The sequence below is a fragment of the Streptomyces sp. NPDC127119 genome, assembly GCF_042677425.1.
Classification (GTDB): domain Bacteria; phylum Actinomycetota; class Actinomycetes; order Streptomycetales; family Streptomycetaceae; genus Streptomyces.
In genome coordinates this window covers 21,554-39,676 of the sequence record NZ_JBHXTO010000039.1, presented here as the reverse complement: position 1 = coordinate 39,676, position 18,123 = coordinate 21,554, and the positions used below count along the sequence as shown (strand labels likewise).

The following is an 18,123-nucleotide window of genomic DNA, read 5'->3' as shown; positions in this document are numbered from 1 at the left end:
CCCTTTTGAACGCCACGCCCGCATCCGACGGACGCCCCCAGCCCCACGAGCGAGCAGCCTGCCGCCCGCAGCAGGTCCCGCTCGGGCCGGGGACCGACTCGGTCCCCCGGCAGAAGGGAGGGGCCAGGACGTCCGAAGGACTGTACGGCGCCACCACCGACCTGCTGGAACACCCCGACCCGCACACGGCCGCCCAGGCCGCGGCCGTGGAGAACCTGCTGCGCTGCTGGGTACGCGAGCACGACCTCCCCGCTCCTGGCGACGGCGCCCTGCGCATCCCCCTCCCTGCCAGTGGTACGGCCCTGGTCGTCCCGGTCCAGTACTGGTCCCCCACGGGGTGGCACCGACTGGGCCCTCCTCACCTCGCCAGCGCCCCGGACCAGGCCCCTCCCACCGACGCGGTCACGCTCGCGGCGCTACTGGGCCGCGAAACCCCGACGCACGAGGTTCCGGGGCATGGGGCCCCGACGCACGGGACGGCCGCGCGCGGAACCGAGGCGCACGGGGCCGGGACACACGGGGCTCCGGCGCACGAAACCGCGACGCACGGGGTCCCGACAGCGTCCGCCGAGTCCGCCTCGGCGCACCCGCACCCGCACACGTCCGCCGCGACGCCGCCCGCCGCACCGGGTGCGACCGCTGCCGAAGCGGGCACCTACGTCGCTTCCGCGGCAGCCGCCGGGTTCCGCGCCTCGGTCGACGACGGTGACCTGGTCGGCCGGGTCGCGGACTCCCTGCGGCGGACCGTCGTGTTCATCACGGATCGCAGGGAGAACCCCGCGGACGGCTCCGACCTCTTCCTCTCCGCCGAGCAGTCACTACTGCTCGGCCACCCGCTCCACCCCACCCCGAAGAGCCGCGAAGGCCTCACCGTCGCCGAGAACCGGCTCTACTCGCCGGAGTTGCGGGGCTCCTTCGCCCTGCACTGGATGGCCGTCGCCCCCTCCGTGCTCGCCACCGACTCGGCGTGGACCGAGAGGGGCCGACCCGTACCCGCGGAACAGCTCACCTCCCGGCTTGCCGGTGCCGGACTGCAACTGCCCGAGGGCTACGCCGTGCTGCCGATGCACCCCTGGCAGCTCCGAGAAGTCCACCGACGCCCGGAGACCGCGAAACTCCTGGCAGCCGGACTGCTCCGGGACCTCGGCCCCCACGGCGCCCCGTGGCACCCCACCTCCTCCGTCCGCACCCTCTACCGCTCCGGCGCCCCCGCGATGCTGAAGCTGTCGCTGGGCCTGCGCATCACCAACTCCCGCCGGGAGAACCTCCGCAAGGAGTTCCACCGCGGGGTCGAGGTCCACCGCCTGCTGCGCGCCGGCCTCGCCGAACAGTGGCAGGCGACCCACCCGGGCTTCGACATCGTGCGCGACCCCGCGTGGCTCGCGGTGAACGAACCCGACGGCACCCCGGTGACCGGCCTCGACGTGATGATCCGCCACAACCCGTTCACGCCGACCGACGATGTCTCCTGCATCGCCGGGCTCGTCTCGCCCAGGCCCGGCAGCACGTCCACCGGACAGCGGCACCCGGAGCAGCCCCGGTCCGCGACCCGGTCACGGCTCACCGAGATCGTCACGCGGCTCGCCGGCCGCACGGGCCGGCCGCGTGGAGCCGTCGCCGCGGAGTGGTTCCTGCGCTACCTCGAACATGTCGTGCGCCCTGTCCTCTGGCTGGACAGCGAAGCCGGCATCGCGCTGGAGGCACACCAGCAGAACACCCTGCTCCTGCTGGACCCGGAAGGCTGGCCCAGGGGTGGCCGCTACCGCGACAACCAGGGCTATTACTTCCGCGAGTCCCGGCGCGCGGAACTGGACAAGCGACTGCCCGGCATCGGCGAGCACAGCGACACCTTCGTCTCCGACGCGGTCACCGACGAACGGTTCGCCTACTACCTCGCCATCAACAACGTGCTCGGCCTCATCGGCGCCTTCGGCTCACAACGCCTCGCTGACGAACGTCTGTTGCTGGCCGCCTTCCGCCGCTTCCTCACCAGCGTCGCCTCCGGCCCGGCCCGCCTGCTGCGAACAACCCTGCCCTCCCTCCTGCTCGACTCTCCTGTCCTGCGCTGCAAGGCCAACCTGCTGACCCGGCTGCACGGCCTCGACGAACTCGTCGGCCCGGTCGACACCCAGTCCGTCTACGTCACCATCGCCAACCCCCTTCATTCCTGAGGAACATGCCCCACCCCGTCTCCTGAGAGGAGCGTCGCCGTGCCTCCCCCCGATGCGAGCACCGACGCCGCTGCCGATACCACCCACCGCGCTGTCGCCCGGAACGAAACGGGCCCCGCTGCGGGCAACCCGGGCGGCGCGGGCAGCCCGAACAGCTCCGGCAACGCGGACACCCTCGACCTGCGCCTGCCCGACGATTTCCTCGCGCTCTTCGTACAAGGCGCCGAAGCAGCCCAGGTGACCGGGACGGCTGGTGGGGAATCGAACAGCGGGGAGTCATCCGGCGGGGAACAGGACCCCGGGGAGCTAGGCGGAGGGAAACAGGACCCCGGGAGACAGGACCCCGGGAAACTGGACCCGGGAGAACAGGGCAGCGGCGAACATCACGGCAGGACGACGCACCCGCAACACGGCAGGACGAAGTACCCGGCACCGTGCGGGACGAGACCTGCCCGGCCCCTCACCCCAGCCGGTGAGGACCTGCTCGACCGCGTCGTTGACTGGGGGCGGACGGCCACCGCCGTAGGCGCCTTCCACCTGGTCCCCGTACACCTCGCCCGTGACCTTCCGCTGATCAGCCGCTGGATGAACGACCCTGCCGTGGCCGCCTTCTGGGAACTCGCCGGCCCCAGTACGGCGACCGAGGACCACCTGCGCGCCCAGCTCGACGGTGACGGACGCAGCGTCCCCTGTCTCGGCATGCTGGACGGCACACCGATGAGCTACTGGGAGATCTACCGAGCGGATCTCGACCCTTTGGCCCGCCACTACCCGGCCCGCCTGCACGACACCGGAATCCACCTCCTCATCGGCGGCGTAGCCCATCGCGGGCGGGGACTCGGCACGATCCTGCTCCGTGCTGTCTCCGACCTCGTCCTCGACCGTCGTCCCTCCTGCGCACGAGTCGTCGCAGAGCCCGACCTTCGCAACACCCCCTCCGTGTCCGCCTTCCTGAGCGCCGGCTTCCGGTTCTCCGCCGAGGTCGAGCTGCCCGACAAGAAGGCAGCCCTCATGGTCCGAGACCGGGCCCTGCGCGATCTGTTGTAGCGCCGTCACTTTTAGTACACCGCTCGTCCCCATCAGGTTCCCAGTCGAGGAGTCCCTGTGCCGAACCCGTCCGCCGCCCCGGCTCCTGGAGAGCCGTCCCGTCTCTACGACCCGCCGGAACTGAGCCCGGAAAGATGGGAGGAGGCGGGACGTCGCCTGCTCGCGAAGATGATCGGCGAGTTCGCGCACGAGGAGATCCTGCTGCCGGAACCGGCTGTGCACCGCGCCGGCGGTACGGCGGTGACAGGCGCTTCTTCCAGCGCTTCCAGCCCTTCCAATCCCTCCAGCGCCGGGGCTGCCGACGGGTCCCGGGGCCCCAGAGGAGACGATTCGCCACGCGATACGGAAGCGCAGCGACCACCCACCACGCCACCCGTCCCCGAGCCCCAGGGCTCGGCCACGCCCCCATCCGGGACCGAGCCGACCGGCGCCGCCCCCGACGGCGAGCGCTCCTACACACTCCGCCTCGATGCCGGTGGCATCCTCGCCTTCCGCGCCCGCCGTGGTGCGTACGACAGCTGGCGGGTGGACCCGTCGTCACTCACCCTGACCGAAGCGGCCGGAACAACCGCAGCCCTCTCCGCCGAACGCGCCGCCGTGACCGAGCCCGTGACCGAGCCTGCAGCGGAGCACGGGGCCGAACCCGAGACCGAAGCCGCACACACCGCCCCGCTCGTACTCGCTGCCGAAGCCGCACCTCCCGCCGCAACCGAACCAACCACCAAGCCCGCGACCTCCGATCTCACGGCCCCCTCCGAGTCAACGCCCCCCGTCGACCCCAAAACCTCCACCGAGCCCTCAGACCTCACCCCCACAACACCTGGCGCCCCCGCACCGCCCCCACACCAGCGGCCCTACACCGACCCCCTCGACTTCCTCACCCGCGCCCGTGCCGTGCTCCATCTCGACGGCGCCACCCTCGGTCACGTCATCCGCGAACTGTCGACGACACTCGCCGCGGACGCCCGGCTGGACCACACCGCGCTCCCGGCCGCCCGCCTCGCCGATCTCGGGTACGCGGAACTGGAAGGCCACCAGACAGGTCATCCCTGGATCGTCCTCAACAAGGGCCGACTCGGCTTCTCCGCGACGGACGCCGCCCAGTGGGCGCCCGAGGGCCGAAGGGCGACGGTCCTGCCGTGGATCGCCGTCCACACCTCGCTCGCCACCTACCGGGGTGTCGAGGGCCTGGACAGCGCCGACCAGCTCTACGCGCGCGAGCTCGACCCTGCCGTCCGTAAGTCGTACGACACCGCACTGCGCGCGCGGGGGCTCACTCCGGAGTCGTACCTCTATCTGCCCGTGCATCCCTGGCAGTGGAACGACGTCGTGCTGCCGCTCTTCGCGCCTTCCGTCGCAGCGGGAGCCATCGTCCCCCTGCCCCCGGACGGCGACCTCCGTCTGCCCCAGCAGTCGATCCGTACGTTCCTGAACACCTCACGTCCTGACCGGCACACGGTGAAACTGCCGCTGTCCGTCCTCAACACCCTCGTGTGGCGTGGGCTCCCTACGGAACGGACGCTCGCGGCCCCCGCCGTCACGGCCTGGATGCACGGACTGCGGGACACCGATCCCTTTCTGCACGACACCTGCGGGGTGATCCTGCTGGGCGAGGTCGCGTCCGTGACGGTCGGGCACCCGGTGTACGACGCGCTGCCGGAAGTCCCGTACCAGTACAGAGAACTGCTCGGCGCGATCTGGCGCGAGCCGCTCTCCCGGCATCTCGCGCCCGGCGAACGCGCCCGTACGCTCGCCGCTCTCCTGCACACCGACCCCGACGGCCGGGCCTTTGCTGCGGAGCTGGTCGACCGCTCGGGCCTCGATCCGCGCAGCTGGCTGCGCCGCCTCTTCGCCGCGCTGCTGCCGCCCCTGCTGCACTTCCTCTACCGCTACGGCACTGTGTTCAGCCCACACGGCGAGAACGCGATCGTTGTCTTCGACGACCACGACGTACCGGTGCGGCTCGCGGTGAAGGACTTCGTGGACGACGTGAACGTGAGCGCCGAGCGGCTTCCCGAGCACGCCTCCATGCCCGACGACGTACGGGCCGTGCTGCTCACGGAGCCGGCCGCCTTCCTCACCCAGTTCATCCACTCCGGGCTCTTCGTCGGCGTCTTCCGCTATCTGGCCCCGCTGTGCCAGGAGCAACTGGGCGTCCGCGAGGACGAGTTCTGGTCACTCGTCCGGGCGGAGATCCTTCGCCACCACAGGCTCTTCCCGGAGCTCAAGGAACGCTACGAGACGTTCGACCTGCTCACTCCCCGTATCGAGCGGCTCTGCCTCAACCGCAACCGGCTGCACCTCGACGGCTACCGGGACCGGCCGCAGCGCCCGCACGCCGCCGTGCACGGCACCGTCCCGAACCCTCTCCACCAGTCGTGATCACCCACAGCACCGACGCCCCTGTACGCGTCCTGATCACATCCCCTTCCACCGCCGCGATCACCCGGTTGTCGGTGCCGACCCGTAGGGTGGTCGGGCTATGACAGAGCCCTCACTCCCCGAACTCCTGCACGCCGCCGTCACAGCCGTCGGCGGTACGGAGCGCCCTGGCCAGGTGACCATGGCCGAATCCGTCGCGCAGGCCATCGACGACGGTTCCCATCTGCTGGTCCAGGCGGGCACCGGCACCGGTAAGTCGCTCGGCTACCTGGTTCCCGCGCTGGCGCACGGGGAGCGGGTCGTCGTGGCGACCGCCACCCTGGCGCTCCAGCGGCAGCTCGTCGAGCGGGATCTGCCGCGCACGGTGGACGCCCTGCATCCGCTGCTGCGCCGCCGACCCGAGTTCGCGATGCTCAAGGGCCGGTCGAACTACCTGTGTCTGCACCGTCTCCACGAAGGAGCGCCGCAGGACGAGGAGGAGGGCCTTTTCGACCAGTTCGAGGCGGCCGCGCCCACCAGCAAGCTGGGTCAGGACCTGCTGCGGCTGCGGGAGTGGTCGGACGAGACCGAGACGGGGGACCGCGACAACCTCACCCCCGGCGTCTCGGACCGGGCATGGTCGCAGATCTCCGTCTCCTCCAGGGAGTGCCTCGGCGCCTCGAAGTGCGCCTACGGAGCGGAGTGTTTCGCCGAGGCGGCCCGTGAGCGCGCCAAGCTCGCCGATGTCGTCGTCACCAACCACGCGCTGCTCGCGATCGACGCCATCGAAGGCGCCCCCGTCCTCCCGCAGCACGAGGTGCTGATCGTCGACGAGGCCCACGAACTGATCTCACGGGTGACCGGAGTCGCGACCGGCGAGCTGACCCCCGGCCAGGTCAACCGCGCCGTGCGCCGGGCGGCGAAGCTCGTCAACGAAAAGGCCGCCGATCAGCTCCAGACGGCCGCCGAGGGCTTCGAGCGGCTGATGGAGCTGGCCCTGCCCGGCCGCCTTGAAGAGGTCCCGGAGGACCTGGGGTACGCGCTGATGGCCCTGCGTGACGCCGCCCGTACGGTGATCTCGGGGATCGGGGCGACCCGCGACAAGTCCGTCACCGACGAGGACGCGGTCCGCAAGCAGGCCCTCGCCTCCGTGGAGAGCGTCCACGACGTGGCGGAGCGCATCACGAACGGCTCCGAGTGGGACGTCGTCTGGTATGAGCGGCACGACCGCTTCGGGGCGTCCCTGAGGGTCGCGCCGATGTCGGTGGCGGGCCTGCTGCGCGAGAAGCTCTTCACGGACCGCTCCGTCGTCCTGGCCTCGGCCACGCTGAAGCTCGGCGGGGATTTCAACGGCGTGGGCGCCTCCCTCGGCCTGTCCCCGGAAGGCGTCCAGGGGGAGGACATCCCGCTCTGGAAGGGTCTCGACGTCGGCTCCCCCTTCGACTACGGCAAACAGGGCATCCTGTACGTCGCGAAGCACCTGGCCAGACCCGCCCGGGACAGCGACCGCGGAGACATGCTCGACGAACTCACCGAGCTGATCCAGGCGGCCGGTGGTCGTACGCTCGGCCTGTTCTCCTCGATGCGGGCCGCCCAGCTCGCCGCGGAGGAACTGCGCTCCCGCATCCCGGAGTTCCCCATCCTGCTCCAGGGCGAGGAGACGCTCGGCGAGCTGATCAAGAACTTCGCCGCGGACCCGAAGACCTGTCTGTTCGGCACGCTGTCGCTCTGGCAGGGCGTGGACGTGCCGGGCGCCAGCTGCCAGTTGGTCGTCATGGACAAGATCCCCTTCCCGCGCCCCGACGACCCGCTGATGAGTGCCCGCCAGAAGGCGGTAGAGGACGCCGGGGGCAACGGCTTCATGGCCGTCGCGGCCACGCACGCGGCCCTGCTCATGGCCCAGGGCGCCGGCCGCCTCGTACGGGCGACGGAGGACCGGGGTGTGGTCGCCGTGCTGGACCAGCGGCTCGCCACAGCGCGCTACGGCAACTACCTCAAGGCGTCGCTGCCCGACTTCTGGTACACGACGGACCGCAACCAGGCACGGCGGTCGCTGGCAGCCATCGACGAGAAGGCGCGGAAGGCCGAGGCGGCCCGGGAGATCGAAGCGGTCCGGGAGATCGAGACGGTCCGGGAGGCCGAGACCGCCCAGGAGGCTGTGGCGGCCGAGGAGGCCTGAACGGACTCAGGGGCTGCTCCCTCCGGTGATAGCCGGTGGAGCAGCCCCTGCGGCGTGTACAGCGGTCCGGCGCAGCCCTCCGCGGGAAACCCATGGGCCTCCGCGGGAGACAACGCAGGGCCCCGGAACCGGCGCAGAGGTCCCGGGGCCCGGTCAGGGGTGGATCCTCAGATCCGCCGGAGCACCGCCACGACCTTCCCGAGGATGGTCGCCTCGTCACCCGGGATGGGCTGGTAGGCGGAGTTGTGCGGCAGCAGCCACACGTGGCCGTCCTCGCGCTTGAAGCGCTTGACCGTCGCCTCACCGTCCAGCATGGCCGCCACGATGTCGCCGTTCTCCGCGACCGGCTGGCGCCGGACGGTCACCCAGTCGCCGTCGCAGATCGCGGCTTCGATCATCGAGTCGCCGACGACCTTCAGCACGAACAGCTCACCGTCGCCGACCAGCTGCCGAGGCAGCGGGAAGACGTCCTCGACCGACTCCTCGGCGAGGATCGGACCACCGGCGGCGATCCGTCCGACGAGCGGCACGTACGACGCCGCCGGCTTACCGGCCGTGTCGGTGGGCTGTGCGGTGGACTGGTCGGATCCGCGGACCTCGTAGGCCCTGGGGCGGTGCGGATCGCGGCGCAAGAAGCCCTTGCGCTCCAGTGCCATCAGCTGATGGGCCACGGAGGAGGTGCTGGAGAGGCCGACGGCCTGCCCGATCTCCCTCATGGACGGTGGGTATCCCCGCCGCTGGACGGAGTCCCTGATGACCTCGATGACGCGGCGTTGCCGGTCGGTGAGTCCGGAGCTGTCCGCCCGGATGCCTGGAGGTCGGCCCGGCAGGGAGCGGGCGGGCTTGGGCCCCTCCTGGTTCGCGGTTTCATTCATGGCTTGCACCGGCTCAAATCGGCCCTGGGAGCGGTCCTGGGCAGTGATGGTGGCACTGTCTGCGGTGGTGGTCACGTCGGCCCCTCTCGTTCGTCTCCCTGCTGGACAACGGTAGTTGCTTTCGAAAGGTTGCGCCAAACACACGTTCGAGTGAAAAAACGCGAATGGCCTTACGTGATCACGCGTCTGGGTGTATGGCTACCGCCGCACGGGCCGGACGAAGGTGCTCGGTGCCGCTTTTTCTCGTACTCTTCGCCGCCGATGCCGTGGCCTTGTGGGTCGGAGCGGGGCGAAGGTCAGTCTGCCATCAGGCGTTCCGTGGATCGGGAACCGGCCCCCGTACCGCTGCCGCACACCGTATCCCCGTACGCTCCCCGCCGGAATGGACGCGCGGCACATGCCAATACGGGTGCGACACGCGCGTAGAGCGTGAAATTCGGGTCAGGCCCTACATATAGTGGTCCGAGTTCCACAGCGGCCCAGAAGTTGTGGTCCCCCGGTCTTCCAGGTCCTAGGTCATCGCCTATGCTTGGGGCTGCTTCGAGGGGCTCAAGGGCCTGCCGAGGCTATCGAGTCGTGCTGTGCGAGGAGGGTTGGATTCGATGCACTGCCCCTTCTGCAGGCACCCCGACAGCCGTGTGGTCGACAGCCGTACGACGGACGACGGCACGTCGATCCGCAGGCGCCGTCAGTGTCCCGACTGCTCCCGTCGGTTCACGACCGTGGAGACGTGCTCCCTCATGGTGGTGAAGCGGTCCGGTGTCACCGAGCCGTTCAGCCGCACGAAGGTCATCAACGGTGTGCGCAAGGCGTGCCAGGGTCGGCCCGTCACGGAGGACGCACTCGCTCAGCTCGGCCAGCGGGTCGAGGAGGCGGTGCGGGCCACCGGGAGTGCCGAACTGACCACCCACGACGTGGGACTGGCCATACTCGGCCCCTTGCAGGAGCTCGACCTCGTCGCTTACCTGCGGTTCGCGTCCGTGTACCGGGCGTTCGACTCGCTGGAGGACTTCGAGGCCGCCATCACGGAACTCAGGGAAGAGACACAGGGCCCCGCCACGGCCGACGAAGACGTGTGCGAGGGGTGCCAAGGGAGCGACCGCGGGTCCGGAGAGGCTGTCGAAGTCCCCGTACCCGCACACGCCGACTGACGAGAAGGGCCGGCACCGGCCCTGCCGATCGGCGGCGACCACATACCTGTTGCCAGCGGACGCGTAGGCGGCGCTAGCAATGCCAGAACACACACCGTGCCCCGGGAAGAACGAGGCACTTCAGGGCGTTTTAGCCTGATACAGGGAGGCGGCATGACAGAGACGGCGAGCGGTCCGGCACGAGGTTCCCGCGCGAAGGGCACCAAGGCCACCAAGGGACTGCGTATCGAGCGCATCCACACCACCCCGGGCGTGCACCCGTACGACGAGGTGTCCTGGGAGCGCCGTGACGTCGTCATGACCAATTGGCGCGACGGCTCGGTCAATTTCGAGCAGCGTGGCGTCGAGTTCCCCGACTTCTGGTCGTTGAACGCGGTCAACATCGTCACCAGCAAGTACTTCCGGGGTGCCGTGGGCACTCCGCAGCGCGAGGTGAGCCTCAAGCAGCTCATCGACCGCATCGTGAAGACGTATCGGAAGGCCGGCGAGGACCACAAGTACTTCGCGTCGCCCGCCGACGCCGAGATCTTCGAGCACGAGCTGGCGTACGCCCTCCTGCACCAGATCTTCAGCTTCAACTCGCCGGTGTGGTTCAACGTCGGCACGCCGCAGCCGCAGCAGGTCTCCGCCTGCTTCATCCTGGCCGTCGACGACTCCATGGAGTCGATCCTCGACTGGTACAAGGAAGAGGGCATGATCTTCAAGGGCGGCTCCGGCGCCGGCCTGAACCTCTCCCGGATCCGCTCCTCCAAGGAGCTGCTCTCCTCGGGCGGCAACGCCTCGGGTCCCGTCTCCTTCATGCGTGGTGCCGACGCCTCCGCAGGAACGATCAAGTCGGGTGGCGCCACGCGCCGCGCCGCCAAGATGGTCATCCTCGACGTCGACCACCCCGACATCGAGGACTTCATCCAGACCAAGGTCAAGGAAGAGGAGAAGATCCGCGCCCTGCGCGACGCGGGCTTCGACATGGACCTGGGCGGCGACGACATCACGTCCGTCCAGTACCAGAACGCCAACAACTCGGTCCGCGTGAACGACACGTTCATGAAGGCCGTCGAGAACGGCGAGAAGTTCGGGCTGACGTCCCGCATGACCGGCGAGGTCATCGAGGAGGTCGACGCCAAGGACCTCTTCCGCAAGATGGCGGAGGCGGCCTGGGCCTGCGCCGACCCGGGCATCCAGTACGACGACACGATCAACCGCTGGCACACGTGCCCGGAGTCCGGCCGTATCAACGGCTCGAACCCGTGCAGCGAGTACATGCACCTGGACAACACGTCCTGCAACCTCGCCTCGCTGAACCTGATGAAGTTCCTGAAGGACGACAGCAAGGGCCGCCAGTCCTTCGACGTCGAGCGCTTCTCGCAGGTCGTCGAGCTCGTCATCACGGCGATGGACATCTCGATCTGCTTCGCGGACTTCCCGACGCAGAAGATCGGCGACAACACCCGCGCCTTCCGCCAGCTGGGCATCGGCTACGCCAACCTCGGCGCCCTGCTGATGGCCACCGGTCACGCGTACGACTCCGACGGCGGCCGCTCCCTCGCCGGCGCCATCACCTCGCTGATGACCGGCACCTCGTACAAGCGGTCCGCGGAGCTCGCCGCGGTCGTCGGCCCGTACGACGGCTACGCCCGCAACGCTCAGCCGCACCAGCGCGTCATGAAGCAGCACTCCGACGCCAACGCCGTGGCCCCCCGCGTGGACGACCTGGACACGCCGATCTGGGCCGCCGCCACGGAGTCCTGGCAGGACGTGCTGCGTCTCGGCGAGAAGAACGGCTTCCGCAACGCGCAGGCCTCGGTCATCGCCCCGACCGGCACCATCGGTCTCGCGATGTCCTGCGACACCACCGGCCTTGAGCCCGACCTCGCGCTGGTCAAGTTCAAGAAGCTGGTCGGCGGCGGCTCGATGCAGATCGTCAACGGCACCGTCCCGCAGGCCCTGCGCCGCCTGGGTTACCAGGAGGAGCAGATCGAGGCGATCGTCGCCCACATCGCCGACCACGGCAATGTGATCGACGCCCCGGGCCTCAAGACCGAGCACTACGAGGTCTTCGACTGCGCCATGGGCGAGCGTTCCATCTCCGCGATGGGCCACGTCCGCATGATGGCCGCGATCCAGCCGTGGATCTCCGGCGCGCTCTCCAAGACGGTCAACCTGCCGGAGACGGCGACCGTCGAGGACGTCGAAGAGGTCTACTTCGAGGCGTGGAAGATGGGCGTCAAGGCGCTCGCGATCTACCGCGACAACTGCAAGGTCGGCCAGCCCCTCTCCGCGAAGACCAAGGAGAAGGAGAAGGTCGCGGTCACGGCCAAGGCCGAGGACACCATCCGTACCGCGGTCGAGAAGGTCGTCGAGTACCGCCCGGTCCGCAAGCGCCTCCCGAAGGGCCGTCCCGGCATCACCACGTCCTTCACGGTCGGCGGCGCCGAGGGCTACATGACCGCCAACTCCTACCCGGACGACGGTCTCGGCGAGGTCTTCCTGAAGATGTCGAAGCAGGGCTCCACCCTCGCGGGCATGATGGACGCCTTCTCGATCGCCGTCTCCGTAGGCCTGCAGTACGGCGTCCCCCTGGAGACGTACGTCTCCAAGTTCACCAACATGCGCTTCGAGCCGGCCGGTATGACGGACGACCCGGACGTGCGGATGGCGCAGTCGATCGTCGACTACATCTTCCGCCGCCTGGCGCTCGACTTCCTGCCCTTCGAGACGCGTTCCGCCCTCGGCATCCACTCGGCCGACGAGCGGCAGCGACACCTGGAGACGGGCTCGTACGAGGCCGGCGAGGAAGAGGTCGACGTCGAGGGGCTGGCCCAGTCCGCGCCCCGCGCGCAGGAGCTGAAGGCCGTCGTCACGCCGAAGGCCGAGGTCGAAGCGGTCAAGCCCGCTCCGCTGCAGGCCCACACCAGTGCCGAACTGGTGGAGATGCAGCTGGGCATCCAGGCGGACGCCCCCCTGTGCTTCTCCTGCGGTACCAAGATGCAGCGGGCCGGTTCCTGCTACATCTGCGAGGGCTGCGGTTCGACCAGCGGTTGCAGCTGATCTTTGGCGGACCCACACGCCGAAGGGGCGGTACAGCCACAAGCTGTACCGCCCCTTCGGCGCGTCCGCGTACTTTCAGTGCGTGAGCGTGAGCGTGCGCCTGTGAGAGAGCCGCGTGGCCTCAGGACGCGTCGGCGTTGCCCATGATCCTCGCGAAGGTCGCCGGGTCCGCGTCGAAGCCCCGGACGGCGGGACGGAAGGTCCACTCTCCGGAGTCGTCACGTACGAACTCGGCGACCGTGGTGGCCGTGGCCCCGAGGACGCCGCCGAAGTCGTTCTCGGACAGGACGGTGTAGCCCTCGCGGATCCGCAGGGCCGGATTGGTGACGCCGACGAACGTGCGCCGCCCGGTGCGCTGCTGTATGGCGACGCCGACCATCACGCGCGCGTAGCGCTTGTTGAGACGGCTGAGCTCCAGGGTCATCACCTCGTCCCAGCCGAAGCCCTTGCCGTCCTTGCTGTCCCGGTTGAGGTAGATGGTGCCGTCCGGGGAACGGCTGCCGAAGTGCACTACGTAGTCGGGGTTTTCCTGAGTGTCGGTCGCGAGATAGGTGGCGGCGACGATGTCGAGATCGATGGCCGGTTCGCCGGTGGGACTGGGGTCCCACTTCACCGAGACCTCGACCTTGCTGATGCCCTTGTTGAGGCCGTTCACCGCACATCCCTCCTGGTGCCCCTGCGTCGGCCGCCTCAACTGCCGGGCAGGTGAGGCGTGTTGCTTATCGTGCCACGCACACGGGGGCGCTCGCGCGGATGCAGTGCGCCCGACCGTGACCGACGCCACGTTCCTGGGCCTTACGATGGCGCCGTGCTGGTCAAGTGGATTCGCTGCACCGTGGTGGACCGCCGCGGTTTCGAACGGGGACAGCGAAAATGGGCGGGACTTCTGGGGGAGCCGGGATTCCGGGGGCAGGGCGGGGGCTGGAGCCGGGGAAGGCCCGGAGTCGCCCACATCTTCGCCTTCTGGGAGAGCCGTGCCTTCTACGACTCCTTCATGGCGCGCTCCCATGACCGGCTGGCCGCGTCCCAGTCGGGCACCTTCAAGGACCAGTACGCCACGCTCTTCGACCATCGCTTCGACGTGAAGACCGGCTTCGAGCCGCGCTTCACGGAGGCCGATCTCGTGCGGGTGGCGCACTGCCGTGTGCACGAAGAGCGTGCCGAGCACTTCGCGCTGATGCAGGAGAAGGTCTGGAACCCGGCGATGGCCGGCTCGCCCGGCATGGTGCGGGGCCTGTTCGGAGAGGCGCCCGGCCCCGAGTTCCTGGTCCTGTCGATGTGGAAGTCGGCCGCCGAGCACGGCAAGTACCGCGCCGAGCGGGTGGAGCGGCTCGCCCTGCGGGCCCAGATAGAGGCGGACGTCGTGGCGCTCACGGGGGACATAGTCCAGCTGGAACCGACCTGGACCGTCTGATGGCGTCTTGGCGGCGTCCTGACAGTGATCAGACGGCGCTCTGACGACGTCCGAGGGCGCCCGAGGGCGTCTCATGAGGCCACGATTTGTGTGACCTGTGACGTATGAAGCCCGTACGAGTGCTCGATCCGGGGTGACCCGATCTAGGGTTCCGGTATGGCACGTCCACGGCGCATCGTTCTTGTCCGGCACGGCGAGTCGGTGGGCAATGCCGATGACTCCGTCTACGAGCGTGAACCCGACCACGCTCTGGCACTCACCGAGAAGGGGTGGCGACAGGCGGAGGAGACGGGCAAGCGGCTCAGAGAGGTCTTCGGCCGCGAGCAGGTAAGCGTTTACGTCTCCCCGTACCGCCGCACGCACGAGACCTTCAGGTCCTTCCATCTCGACCCCGGCCAGGTCCGCGTCCGCGAGGAGCCCCGGCTGCGCGAGCAGGACTGGGGCAACTGGCAGGACCGGGACGACGTACGTCTCCAGAAGGCCTATCGCGACGCGTACGGGCACTTCTTCTACCGCTTCGCACAGGGCGAGTCCGGCGCCGATGTGTACGACCGGGTCGGCAACTTCCTGGAGAGCCTCTTCCGGAGCTTCGAGGCGCCCGACCACCCGCCCAACGTGCTCCTGGTGACCCACGGTCTGGCCATGCGGCTGTTCTGCATGCGCTGGTTCCACTGGACGGTCGCCGAGTTCGAGTCGCTGTCGAACCCCGGGAACGCGGAGATGCGGATGCTGGTCCTGGGGGAGGACGGCCGCTACGCGATCGACCGTCCATTCGAACGCTGGCGGGATCCGGAGTCGTACGGGGCTACTGGGTGATGGGCTCGTGGGGGCACCTGGGTGGTGTCGGATCCTGCGTCCGTCGCCCGTTGTTTAGTGGTGGCTATCTTTCGTACCAACCTGTCACCTTTTGTGCGTAATCCGTGAGAAACGAACTAGAGTGGCAGGGCGATGACCGCTGACTCCTCTCCCGCCGGGCGCCTCGACCGCGCCCTGGCCAGCCTGCGCGGTCTGGCGGTCGGGGACGCGCTGGGCTCGCAGTTCTTCGTGCCCGCGAACTATCCGCTGCTCCAGGACCGCGCGCTGCCGCCCGGCCCCTGGAAATGGACCGACGACACCGAAATGGCCGCCTCCGTAGTGGCCACTCTGGCCGCCCGTCACCGTGTCGACCAGGACGAACTGGCCCGCTCCTTCGCCGAGCGCCACGACGCCGACCGGGACTACGGACCCGCGGTGGACCGGCTGCTGCGGCAGATCAAGGAGGGCGGTGACTGGCGCGAACTGTCCTCGGCCCTCTTCAAGGGGCAGGGCTCGTGGGGCAACGGCGCGGCGATGCGGATCGCTCCGCTGGGCGCCTGGTACGCGGACGATCCGGAGCAGGCCACCCACCAGGCCGAGATCTCGGCGTACCCCACGCATCAGCACCGTGAAGCGGTCGTCGGAGCCATGGCCGTGGCGGCCGCCGCCGCGCTGGCCGCGGCACCGGGCGGCCCACCCAAGCCCGCCGCGCTGCTCGACGGCGTCATCGGTCTCGTGCCGCGCAGCGCCGTGGGCGCGGGTCTGCGGCGCGCCCGGGACATGCTCGACTACGGGGACACGACCACGGTGGCGGCTGTCCTCGGCTGCGGCCGACGTACGACCGCGCACGACACGGTGCCGTTCGCACTCTGGTCGGCGGCGCGGGCCCTCGGCGACTACGAAGAGGGCATCTGGGCCACCGCCCAGGTCGGCGGCGACATGGACACCACCTGCGCCATCGTCGGAGGCGTTGTGGCCGCCGGGTCGGCCGGGGCACCTCCCGCGGAGTGGCTGGAGCGGACCGAGGCGCTGCCGGACTGGCTGTCACCGGCAGCTGCGCTCTAGACGCTGGATGGTCGGAGGCCGTTCGGCAGAGCACGAGAACGGCTCAGGTCGTGAGCCACGCGCGCGTGCCCTCTTTTCGCCCGCCCCACGTGTCGACCCCTGTCACAGCCCTGCCACAGAGAAGCCGTGGCCCGCTGTCCCGAGAGCCCCGCGGTTACCCTTTCCGCCACGCCGATCGTTGATCATCAAGAGTCGACGCCGACGAAAAACCGGTTCCTGAGCTTCCACCGCAGCCGAGCGCTGCGTGCTGCCCGGACCGGTGGGGGAGGGGGTCCCGTGTCCGACAAACCGTCCGAGGCCGAGCCGAGAGGGTCGGAGACCGAGGAGCCGGTGGAGTCTGCCCGGTCGAAGGAAACGACGGGCACGACAGACGCAGAAGGCGGAGCAGAGGCAGCAGGTTCGGACCCGGGGGCGGGTCCGGGCCGGAAGGACTCCGCCGCGGCGGACCCGGACGAGGGCGAAGCCTGGGACGGTCCCGCCGTCGAGTCCTGGTTCGCGGACGTCCAGGCGGACACCCCCGCGCCCGTGCGTACCGCGACTCTCTGGGCCGCTCTGGCCACCGGTCTGCTCTCCATGCTTCTGCTCGGAGAGGGCCTGGCGCTCAATCTCCTGCTGGTGGCGATACCGATCACGCTCGGCGTGTACTTCGCGGCAGGGAGGGCGGGCCGACGGCCACGTCCCTGGAAGCTGGTGTGGGGCGGCGGCGGACTCGCCCTGTTGATCGTTCCGGCGCTGCGTGACGCCGGCTGGCCGTCGTTCCTCGCCATCGTCGCCGCTCTGGCGGTGGGCTCGCTGGCCCTGCACGGCGGTCGTACCTGGACAGGGATGCTGTTCGGCCCGATCGGCCTCCACACCTCGCTGGTCACCGGTGCCGGCTGGGGCTGGCGCGGGCTGCGCGAGCGGACCGGCGGGGCACGCGGCAACGTGGGCCCGGTACTGCGCGCGATCGTGGTGGCCGCCGTCCTGCTGGTGGTCTTCGGTGCCCTCTTCGCCGGCGCGGACGCGGCTTTCGCCGATCTCCTGGCGGACCTCGTGCCCGACGCGTCGGTCTCCGGCGGCCCCTGGCACGCCGTCCTGTTCGTGATCGGCGTGGTCGGCGCTCTGGCGGCGGCGCACACGGCCGCGGCGCCCGTTCCGTGGGACCGCGTCGTGGTGCCCCCGGGCCGCGCCCGTGGCCGCGTCGAGTGGGCCCTGCCCCTGGTCGTGCTCGTCGCGCTCTTCGCTGTCTTCAACGCCGTCCAGCTGGTCGTCCTGCTCGGTGGGTACGACGCCGTCCTGGACAAGACCGGCCAGACATACTCCGAGTACGCGCGTCAGGGCTTCTGGCAGTTGCTCCTGGTCACGCTCCTCACCCTGCTCGTCATCGTCCTCGCCCTGCGCTGGGCGCCCCGGGACGACTCGCGCGACCGGACGCTGGTACGCGCCGTCCTCGGCACCCTCTGCGCCCTCGCCCTCGTGGTCGTCGCTTCGGCGGTACGGCGTATGGACATGTACGTGGAGGCGTACGGGCTGACCCGGCTGCGGATCTCCGTGGTGACCGTCGAACTCTGGCTCGGCCTGGTCATCGTGCTCATCATGGCCGCCGGTGTCCTCGGGGCCCGCTGGCTGCCGCGCGTGCTACTGGCCAGCGCCGCCGCGACGGTGCTCGTCTTCGGGCTCGTGTCGCCCGACGGCCTGATCGCCGAACGCAATGTCCAGCGGTACGAGCGCACGGGCACGTTCGACCTCGACTACGCGCGCGGGTTGTCCGCCGATGCCGTGCCGGCTCTGGACAAACTTGATGAGCCGCTGCGGTCCTGTGCCCTGAAAACCATCGACGAGGACCTGGGGGAGAACGCCGCCCCCTGGTACGCCACGAGTTGGGGCGAGGCACGAGCCCGGAACATCCTCGACGAGCGAAAGCCGTCCCCTCAGGCCGACTGGCGCGAGTGCAGCCGCCTGGAACAGGACCTGACGTACCGCTGAGGCGGGGGCGGAGGGCGCGTACCGCCCGCGTATCGCTGAAGTCGCCGGGCGC

The 18,123-nt window shown here is 69.7% G+C and carries 12 protein-coding genes; 10 read left to right on the top strand and 2 right to left on the bottom strand.

What is annotated here, in order from left to right:
• Positions 1 to 5: 5 nt before the first annotated feature.
• From ACFVH5_RS19065 to ACFVH5_RS19050, 4 genes are all read left to right on the top strand, one after another.
• Entirely contained in the window at positions 6 to 2,171 is a 2,166-nt protein-coding gene (locus ACFVH5_RS19065) for an IucA/IucC family protein (RefSeq protein WP_385834824.1), read from the top strand.
• A gap of 39 nt (positions 2,172 to 2,210) precedes the next feature.
• Complete coding sequence (locus ACFVH5_RS19060) at positions 2,211 to 3,218, top strand: GNAT family N-acetyltransferase (RefSeq protein WP_385834822.1); 1,008 nt, start codon at positions 2,211 to 2,213, stop codon at positions 3,216 to 3,218.
• A gap of 480 nt (positions 3,219 to 3,698) precedes the next feature.
• The gene (locus ACFVH5_RS19055; RefSeq protein WP_385834845.1) at positions 3,699 to 5,600 is read left to right on the top strand and encodes an IucA/IucC family protein; all 1,902 of its coding nucleotides are present in this window, start codon (positions 3,699 to 3,701) and stop codon (positions 5,598 to 5,600) included.
• A 100-nt stretch (positions 5,601 to 5,700) separates the two neighbouring features.
• Positions 5,701 to 7,758, top strand: a complete 2,058-nt coding sequence (locus ACFVH5_RS19050) for an ATP-dependent DNA helicase (RefSeq protein ID WP_385834821.1) — start codon at positions 5,701 to 5,703, stop codon at positions 7,756 to 7,758.
• 167 nt (positions 7,759 to 7,925) lie between these two features.
• Here ACFVH5_RS19050 and lexA read toward each other — a convergent pair whose 3' ends face one another.
• A complete protein-coding gene (gene lexA, locus ACFVH5_RS19045; protein WP_189774560.1) occupies positions 7,926 to 8,708 on the bottom strand; it encodes a transcriptional repressor LexA in 783 nt (260 codons plus the stop codon).
• Between the two features lie 527 nt (positions 8,709 to 9,235).
• Between lexA and nrdR the strand changes: the two genes are divergently transcribed.
• Positions 9,236 to 9,784, top strand: coding sequence for a transcriptional regulator NrdR (gene nrdR / locus ACFVH5_RS19040; RefSeq protein WP_385834820.1), 549 nt, complete (start codon positions 9,236 to 9,238; stop codon positions 9,782 to 9,784).
• A 153-nt stretch (positions 9,785 to 9,937) separates the two neighbouring features.
• Positions 9,938 to 12,832: a vitamin B12-dependent ribonucleotide reductase gene (locus tag ACFVH5_RS19035; protein ID WP_385834819.1), complete on the top strand. Its 2,895-nt coding sequence runs from the start codon at positions 9,938 to 9,940 to the stop codon at positions 12,830 to 12,832.
• Between the two features lie 121 nt (positions 12,833 to 12,953).
• On the opposite strand, the gene ACFVH5_RS19030 is transcribed toward ACFVH5_RS19035, so the two are convergent.
• A complete protein-coding gene (locus ACFVH5_RS19030) occupies positions 12,954 to 13,487 on the bottom strand; it encodes a TerD family protein (RefSeq protein ID WP_385834818.1) in 534 nt (177 codons plus the stop codon).
• A 153-nt stretch (positions 13,488 to 13,640) separates the two neighbouring features.
• Here ACFVH5_RS19030 and ACFVH5_RS19025 point away from each other — a divergent pair, with 153 nt between their 5' ends.
• The 4 genes from ACFVH5_RS19025 (at position 13,641) to ACFVH5_RS19010 (ending at position 18,071) form a co-directional block, all read left to right on the top strand.
• Positions 13,641 to 14,246 (top strand): YdbC family protein, encoded by a 606-nt coding sequence (locus tag ACFVH5_RS19025; RefSeq protein ID WP_384798679.1) that lies wholly within the window; start codon positions 13,641 to 13,643, stop codon positions 14,244 to 14,246.
• A gap of 156 nt (positions 14,247 to 14,402) precedes the next feature.
• A complete protein-coding gene (locus tag ACFVH5_RS19020) occupies positions 14,403 to 15,062 on the top strand; it encodes a histidine phosphatase family protein (protein WP_385834817.1) in 660 nt (219 codons plus the stop codon).
• Positions 15,063 to 15,194: 132 nt separating this feature from the next.
• Positions 15,195 to 16,106 (top strand): ADP-ribosylglycohydrolase family protein, encoded by a 912-nt coding sequence (locus ACFVH5_RS19015; RefSeq protein ID WP_385834816.1) that lies wholly within the window; start codon positions 15,195 to 15,197, stop codon positions 16,104 to 16,106.
• 276 nt (positions 16,107 to 16,382) lie between these two features.
• Positions 16,383 to 18,071 (top strand): DUF4153 domain-containing protein, encoded by a 1,689-nt coding sequence (locus tag ACFVH5_RS19010; protein ID WP_385834815.1) that lies wholly within the window; start codon positions 16,383 to 16,385, stop codon positions 18,069 to 18,071.
• The last annotated feature ends 52 nt before the right edge of the window (positions 18,072 to 18,123 follow it).

What these genes read in the sequence shown, in the direction of transcription:
- ACFVH5_RS19050 (WP_385834821.1), top strand. Translation starts at nt 5,701, where the DNA reads ATGACAGAGCCCTCACTCCCCGAACTCCTGCACGCCGCCGTCACAGCC.
- nrdR (WP_385834820.1), top strand. Translation starts at nt 9,236, where the DNA reads ATGCACTGCCCCTTCTGCAGGCACCCCGACAGCCGTGTGGTCGACAGC.
- ACFVH5_RS19035 (WP_385834819.1), top strand. Translation starts at nt 9,938, where the DNA reads ATGACAGAGACGGCGAGCGGTCCGGCACGAGGTTCCCGCGCGAAGGGC.
- ACFVH5_RS19020 (WP_385834817.1), top strand. Translation starts at nt 14,403, where the DNA reads ATGGCACGTCCACGGCGCATCGTTCTTGTCCGGCACGGCGAGTCGGTG.
- ACFVH5_RS19015 (WP_385834816.1), top strand. Translation starts at nt 15,195, where the DNA reads ATGACCGCTGACTCCTCTCCCGCCGGGCGCCTCGACCGCGCCCTGGCC.